The organism is Pseudomonas sp. p99-361, assembly GCF_003935475.1.
GTDB lineage: Bacteria > Pseudomonadota > Gammaproteobacteria > Pseudomonadales > Pseudomonadaceae > Aquipseudomonas > Aquipseudomonas juntendi.
On the sequence record NZ_RHQO01000122.1, the window covers coordinates 1 to 6,428 of the forward strand.

Consider the following 6,428-nt stretch of genomic DNA (forward strand, 5'->3'; position numbering starts at 1 on the left):
GATTGCGCCGCGCGGGCGGCGCTCGCTCTAACAGGCGCTGCCATACCTTATGGCAAACACCTGTCAGCCCTAAGGCGCTCCCTGTGGGAGCTGGCTTGCCGGCGATGGGGCCAGCGCAGGCAACACAACAATCAGCAGTCAGTCAGCTCCAAGAAGATCGCCGCCAGGCGCTCCAGCCCCACCTGGTCCGCCTCGCTGAATCGCGCCAGCCTCGGGCTGTCCAGGTCCAGCACACCAATCAGCCTGCCCTCCTTCACCAGCGGTATCACCAGCTCGCTGTTCGACGCACTGTCGCAGGCAATGTGCCCCGGGAACGCATGCACGTCCTCGACCCGCTGGGTCTTGCCGGTGGCCGCCGCCGCGCCGCACACGCCTTTGCCGAACGGAATACGCACGCACGCCACCTGGCCCTGGAACGGGCCCAGCACCAGTTGCCCGTTACGGTTGAGGTAGAAGCCCGCCCAGTTCAGGTCGCCTACCTGGTGGTAGAGAAATGCCGAAAACTGCGCGGCATTGGCGATGAAATCACGTTCGTCGGCAAACAGCGCCTGCACTTGCGCCGCCAGCAGGTGGTAGCCGTCGAGGCCGACGCCACTGGCACTGAGGTCGATCATTTACTTTTGCTCCAGCAATTGCAGCCCGACCCAGTAGCGAGCGAACTGATAGGCACAACGGCCATTACGGTTACCGCGGCCGGTAGCCCAGCGCACGGCGAGAATTTCCAGCGCTTCGTCACGCTGCCAGGCCAGCCCGGCCGGGGCCGCCAGCTGGCCGATCCAGTGCTCGACCACGTCAAGGAAGTGCGCCTGGGTGAACGGGTAGAACGACAGCCACAGGCCAAAGCGGTCGGACAGCGCGATCTTGTCCTCCACCGCTTCACTGGGGTGCAGCTCGCCGTCGACCCTTTTCCAGTTTTCGTTGTCGCTCTCCTTTTCCGGCACCAGGTGGCGGCGGTTGGAAGTGGCGTACAGCAGGACATTGTCCGGTGCCTGCTCCAGCGAGCCATCGAGCACGCTCTTGAGCACACGGTAGTCGCCCTCACCGGCCTCGAACGACAAGTCGTCGCAGAACAGGATGAAACGCTGCGGCAGCTTCTGCAGTTGCTCGACCACGCGCGGCAGGTCGGCCAGGTGGTCGCGTTCGATTTCGATCAGGCGCAAACCGGCGCTGGCGTGCTCGGCCAGCAGCGCACGCACCAGCGACGACTTGCCGGTGCCGCGCGAACCCCACAGCAAGGCGTGGTTGGCGGGCATGCCCTTGATGAACTGGTGGGTGTTGCGGCCCAGCTGGTCACGCTGTTTGTCGACGCCAATCAGGTCGGTCAGGCGGATGTCCAGGCTGACTTCCAGCGGCAGCAGGTAGCCGCTGCGGCCATCGCGCTGCCAGCGGGCAGCCAGGGTGGTGGCCCAGTCGATGTGCGGGCGCGGGGCCGGCAGCAGGGGTTCGAGGCGCGCCAGTACCGATTCGGCGCGGTCCAGGAAAGCGATCAAGCGAGCGTCCATGACGACTCCTAGCAATTTCAGTTTTTTGGGGCCGCTGCGCGCCCCTTCGCGGGCTTGCCCGCTCCTACAGGGATTGTGTTAGGCCTGGGGGCCCGCGAAGGGGCGCAAAGCGGCCACCGCTTGGCGATCAACTGAAATGAACAGACAGACCCACCAGCAGCCGGGGATGATCGGCTATGCTTGCGCAGCGCAAGGAATGGGAAACCAGCTCGGAACTCATGGATATCAAGTTCACCAATCGCCTGTCATACAAGCAAGCCCGGTTGACAGTCCTGGTCGGCTTCATCCTGGGAACATTGCTCAGTCTCATCCAGATCGGCATCGATTATGCCAGCGTAGACGCATCCATCAACCGTGAAGTGCGGGCCTTGCTGCAAATCAGCCACAACCCGGCCTCGCGTATCGCCTACAACATCGACTCGGAACTGGCCCTGGAACTGACCCGCGGCCTGCTGCAGTCGCCGGCGGTGATCCGCGCACGGCTGATCGACAACAACCAGACGGTCCTGGCCGATGTCGAGCGCCCACGCCTGCAAGACCGTCTGCGGCCGCTGAGCGACTTCCTGTTCGGCGAACAGCGCCAGTTGAGCGAAAGCCTGTACCTTACCCATATGCCCGAGGAATACCTTGGCACCCTGTACCTGGACGTCGACACCTTCGCCTTCGGCAGCCGCTTTCTCGACCGTGCCGGCATCACCCTGCTCAACGGTTTTGCCCGCAGCCTGGTGCTGACAGGCCTGCTGCTGGCACTGTTCTACCTGATGCTGACCAAGCCACTGGTCACCGTGATCAGTGCGCTCAGCGGCAGCGACCCGCGCAAACCCCGGCAAACCCGCCTAGAATGCCCGCACGGCCACGAACTTGATGAAATCGGCGTGCTGGTGAAAGTCGCCAACCAGCAGTTCGTCAGCATGGCCACCGAAATCGAGCAGCGGCGCACCGCGGAAAACCGCCTGACCCAGTACCTCAACGAGCTGGAAGACATCGTCTCGGCACGCACCAACGAGCTGAAGGCCAGCAACAGCAGCCTGAGCCTGACCAACCAGGAGCTGGAACAGGCCCGCCGGCGGGCGCTGGACATGGCCCAGGCCCGCGCCGCCTTCCTTGCCAACATGAGCCACGAAATCCGCACCCCGCTCAACGGCATGCTCGGCATGATCGCCCTGGCGCTGGATAACCCGTTGCCCAGCGAGCAACGCCAGCAGCTGGCGATTGCCCACGACTCCGGCAAGGTACTGGTCGAACTGCTGAACGATATTCTCGACCTGTCCAAGTTCGACGCCGGCCAGCTGGAACTGGAGCGCATTGCCTTCGACATGGGCTCGATGGTCGAAGACACCGCCAACCTGCTGTCGCAGAACACCGCACAGAGCGTGGAGCTGACCTGCCTGATCTCCGGCGACTTCCCCAGCAGCGTGTTGGGCGACCCCACGCGGGTGCGGCAGATCGTCAGCAACCTGCTGTCCAATGCCTTGAAGTTCACCCGCTTCGGCCGCGTCGATATGCGCCTTGAGCGCATTGCCGGCGGCGTGCGCCTGCAAGTGCGTGACACGGGCATCGGCATCCCTGAAGAGGCCCAGGTGCGCATCTTCCAGCCCTTCACCCAGGCCGGCGCCGGCATCACCCGCCAATACGGCGGCACCGGCCTTGGCCTGGCCCTGACTCGCAACCTGTGCAAAGCCATGCAGGGGCACCTGCAGATAAGCTCCGAAGCGGGCTTTGGCAGTTGCTTCACCGCCGAGCTGCCGCTGGCTGCGCACACTGAAGCCATCCCGCCACAGCCCCTGCAAGGCCGCGTGGCCGCCCTCAGTGCGGCGGGCAGCGGGCTGCACGAGCTCCTGCAGCGCGTGTTGCCCGCCTGGGGCTTGAGCTACCAGCGGCACGACAGCCGCATGGCCCTGCAGGCCACCGCGTTCGACCTGTTGATAACCGATGACGTGGACCATCTATTCGAACTGCGCCCGGCCCTGCAAGCGCCGATCCTGCTGGTTACCGCCTACGGCAACTTCCTTTCCCAAGAGCAGTCGCTGGCTTTGGCACCGCTGCACCAGCTGGCCCGCCCGCTGGCGCGCAACGCCTTGTACCAGACCCTGCGCCGAACCTTGCAAGGCCATGAGCCGGAACACCCGCTGGCCACGCCGCCCGTGACCCAGGGCGAAGGCCGCGCGCGCATCTTGTTGGTAGAAGACAACCCGGTGAACCAGCTGGTGGCCAAGGGGATGCTAGCCAAGCTCGGTTGCCAGGTCGAACTGGCAACCCAGGGCGCCGAGGCCCTGGCGGCGCTGGAACGGCAACCCTTCGACCTGGTGCTGATGGACTGCAACATGCCGGTGATGGACGGCTACGAGGCCAGCCGGCGCATTCGCCAGAGCGGCCGCTGGCCGCACCTGCCCATCGTCGCCCTTACCGCCAACGCCATGCCCGAAGAGCGCGAGCGCTGCCGGGCCGCGGGCATGAACGACTACCTGGCCAAACCGTTCCGCCGCGAAGAGCTGCTGGCGCTGGTCGACCACTGGGTGCCGCTCAGCGGCTGAGCAGGCGCTCGATGTCCGCTTCCAGTGCCTGCGGCTTGGTGAAAGGCGCATAACGCGTGACCTGGCCACTGGCCGGGTCGAGCAGGAACTTGGTGAAGTTCCACTTGACCTTCTGCGAGCCAAGCAAGCCTGGGGCACGCTGCTTCAGTTCGACATACAACGGGTGGGTGCCGGGGCCGTTGACGTCCACCTTGCGGAACAGCGGGAAGCTCACGCCGAAATTGCGTTCGCAGAACTGCGCAATTTCCCGCGCCTCGCCCGGCTCCTGCTGGCCGAACTGGTTGCACGGAAAGCCCAGCACTACCAGGCCACGCCCGCGGTAGGCCTGCCACAGTTGCTCCAGCCCCTTGTACTGGGGGGTAAAGCCGCACTGGCTGGCGGTATTGACCACCAGCAACGCCTTGCCGGGGTAGTCGCCGAGGGTCTTGTGCTCGCCGCCCAGGGTCACGCAGGGAATGTCCAGTATCGATCCAGCCATGGTCGGGCTCCGGTCAGTCGCGCGGGCGCAAGTCGATGCACACCGAGTTGATGCAGTAGCGCAGGCCAGTCGGTGGCGGGCCGTCGGGGAACACGTGGCCCAGGTGCGCATCGCAGCGGGCACAGGTGACTTCGGTACGGATCATGCCATGGGAGGTGTCGCGGATCTCGATCATCGCGCTGTCTTCGATCGGCGCGTAGAAGCTCGGCCAGCCACAGCCGGAATCGAACTTGGTCTGGGCGTCGAACAACGGCAGGCTGCAGCAGATGCAATGGTAAATGCCGTCGCGGCGCTCGCTGTTGTACTTGCCGCTGAACGGCCGTTCGGTGCCCTTCAGGCGGCAAACCTGGTACTGCTCGGGGTCGAGCATCGACCGCCATTCTTCCAGGGTTTTCTCGATCTTTTTCATGCAGGAACCTCGGCAGGCTGAATTTCACCCCACGCCGTCTTTTCCAGGGCGCGGGCGGCACGTATATTAGGTGGCTTCGTGTGCCAGGCGTTCAGTCTGTCACCCGCTTCCTGCCCTTTCAAACCTTTCGGCGGGGCGTAGCGCGTATTCTCAATCGGGATCCCATCATGCAGTTCAGCAAATCGAACAAGCTCGCCAATGTCTGCTATGACATTCGCGGCCCAGTGCTCAAGCACGCCAAGCGCCTGGAAGAGGAAGGCCACCGCATCCTCAAGCTGAACATCGGCAACCCAGCGCCCTTCGGCTTCGAGGCGCCCGACGAAATTCTCCAGGATGTGATCCGCAACCTGCCCACCGCGCAGGGCTACAGCGACTCCAAGGGCCTGTTCAGTGCACGCAAGGCGGTGATGCAGTACTGCCAGCAGAAAGAGATCGAAGGCGTCACCATCGAGGACATCTACCTCGGCAACGGTGTCTCCGAGCTGATCGTGATGTCGATGCAGGCGTTGCTCAACAACGGTGACGAGGTGCTGATCCCGGCACCCGATTACCCACTGTGGACCGCTGCCGTGAGCCTGGCCGGCGGCAAGCCGGTGCACTACCTGTGCGACGAGCAGGCCGACTGGTTCCCCGACCTGGAAGACATCAAGGCCAAGATCACCCCGAACACCAAGGCCCTGGTGATCATCAACCCGAACAACCCGACCGGCGCGGTGTACTCCAAAGAGCTGCTGCTGGGCATGCTGGAGCTGGCCCGTCAGCACAACCTGGTGGTGTTCTCCGACGAGATCTACGACAAGATCCTGTACGACGAAGCCGTGCACATCAGCACCGCCTCGCTGGCGCCAGACCTGCTGTGCCTGACCTTCAACGGCCTGTCCAAGTCGTACCGGGTGGCGGGCTTCCGCTCTGGCTGGCTGATCATTTCCGGGCCCAAGCACCATGCGCAAAGCTACATCGAAGGCATCGACATGCTGGCCAACATGCGCCTGTGTGCCAACGTGCCGGCGCAGCATGCCATCCAGACCGCGCTGGGCGGTTACCAGAGCATCAATGACCTGGTGCTGCCACCTGGGCGCCTGCTGGAGCAGCGCAACCGCACCTATGAACTGCTGAATGACATCCCTGGGGTAAGCTGCGTGAAGCCGATGGGTGCGCTGTATGCGTTCCCGCGGATCGACCCGAAGGTGTGCCCGATCCTCAATGACGAGAAGTTCGCCCTTGACCTGCTGCTGTCGGAGAAGCTGCTGATCGTTCAGGGTACCGCGTTCAACTGGCCGTGGCCGGACCACTTCCGCGTGGTGACCTTGCCGCGGGTCGATGACCTGGAAGCGGCGATTGGGCGGATCGGCAATTTCCTGCGCACTTACTCGCAGTAAGTAACGGCCTCATCGCCGGCAAGCCAGCTCCCACAGGGATCGCGTCAGAGCTGACAGGTGTTTGCCACAAGGTATGGCAGCGCCTGTGAGATCGAGCGCCGCCCGCGCGGCGCAATCGCGAGCTGC

The 6,428-nt window shown here is 64.1% G+C and carries 6 protein-coding genes; 2 read left to right on the forward strand and 4 right to left on the reverse strand.

Annotated elements, in window-relative coordinates; genetic code table 11:
* Positions 1-131: 131 nt before the first annotated feature.
* Positions 132-614 (reverse strand): GAF domain-containing protein, encoded by a 483-nt coding sequence (locus EGJ22_RS25450; RefSeq protein ID WP_029887960.1) that lies wholly within the window; start codon positions 612-614, stop codon positions 132-134.
* Positions 615-1,502: an ATP-binding protein gene (locus EGJ22_RS25455; protein WP_029887959.1), complete on the reverse strand. Its 888-nt coding sequence runs from the start codon at positions 1,500-1,502 to the stop codon at positions 615-617.
* A gap of 176 nt (positions 1,503-1,678) precedes the next feature.
* Between EGJ22_RS25455 and EGJ22_RS25460 the strand changes: the two genes are divergently transcribed.
* A complete protein-coding gene (locus EGJ22_RS25460; protein ID WP_029887958.1) occupies positions 1,679-4,036 on the forward strand; it encodes a response regulator in 2,358 nt (785 codons plus the stop codon).
* Here the strand turns inward: EGJ22_RS25460 and EGJ22_RS25465 are convergent.
* Positions 4,026-4,514, reverse strand: coding sequence for a glutathione peroxidase (locus EGJ22_RS25465; protein WP_009682840.1), 489 nt, complete (start codon positions 4,512-4,514; stop codon positions 4,026-4,028). The genes EGJ22_RS25460 and EGJ22_RS25465 overlap by 11 nt on opposite strands.
* 13 nt (positions 4,515-4,527) lie before the next feature.
* A complete protein-coding gene (msrB, locus tag EGJ22_RS25470; RefSeq protein WP_009682839.1) occupies positions 4,528-4,923 on the reverse strand; it encodes a peptide-methionine (R)-S-oxide reductase MsrB in 396 nt (131 codons plus the stop codon).
* Positions 4,924-5,090: 167 nt separating this feature from the next.
* On the opposite strand from msrB, the gene EGJ22_RS25475 reads away from it, so the two are divergent.
* Positions 5,091-6,302 (forward strand): pyridoxal phosphate-dependent aminotransferase, encoded by a 1,212-nt coding sequence (locus EGJ22_RS25475; protein ID WP_012313392.1) that lies wholly within the window; start codon positions 5,091-5,093, stop codon positions 6,300-6,302.
* Positions 6,303-6,428 lie beyond the last annotated feature (126 nt).

What these genes read in the sequence shown, in the direction of transcription:
- EGJ22_RS25450 (WP_029887960.1), bottom strand. Translation starts at nt 614, where the DNA reads ATGATCGACCTCAGTGCCAGTGGCGTCGGCCTCGACGGCTACCACCTG.
- EGJ22_RS25455 (WP_029887959.1), bottom strand. Translation starts at nt 1,502, where the DNA reads ATGGACGCTCGCTTGATCGCTTTCCTGGACCGCGCCGAATCGGTACTG.
- EGJ22_RS25460 (WP_029887958.1), top strand. Translation starts at nt 1,679, where the DNA reads ATGCTTGCGCAGCGCAAGGAATGGGAAACCAGCTCGGAACTCATGGAT.
- EGJ22_RS25465 (WP_009682840.1), bottom strand. Translation starts at nt 4,514, where the DNA reads ATGGCTGGATCGATACTGGACATTCCCTGCGTGACCCTGGGCGGCGAG.
- msrB (WP_009682839.1), bottom strand. Translation starts at nt 4,923, where the DNA reads ATGAAAAAGATCGAGAAAACCCTGGAAGAATGGCGGTCGATGCTCGAC.
- EGJ22_RS25475 (WP_012313392.1), top strand. Translation starts at nt 5,091, where the DNA reads ATGCAGTTCAGCAAATCGAACAAGCTCGCCAATGTCTGCTATGACATT.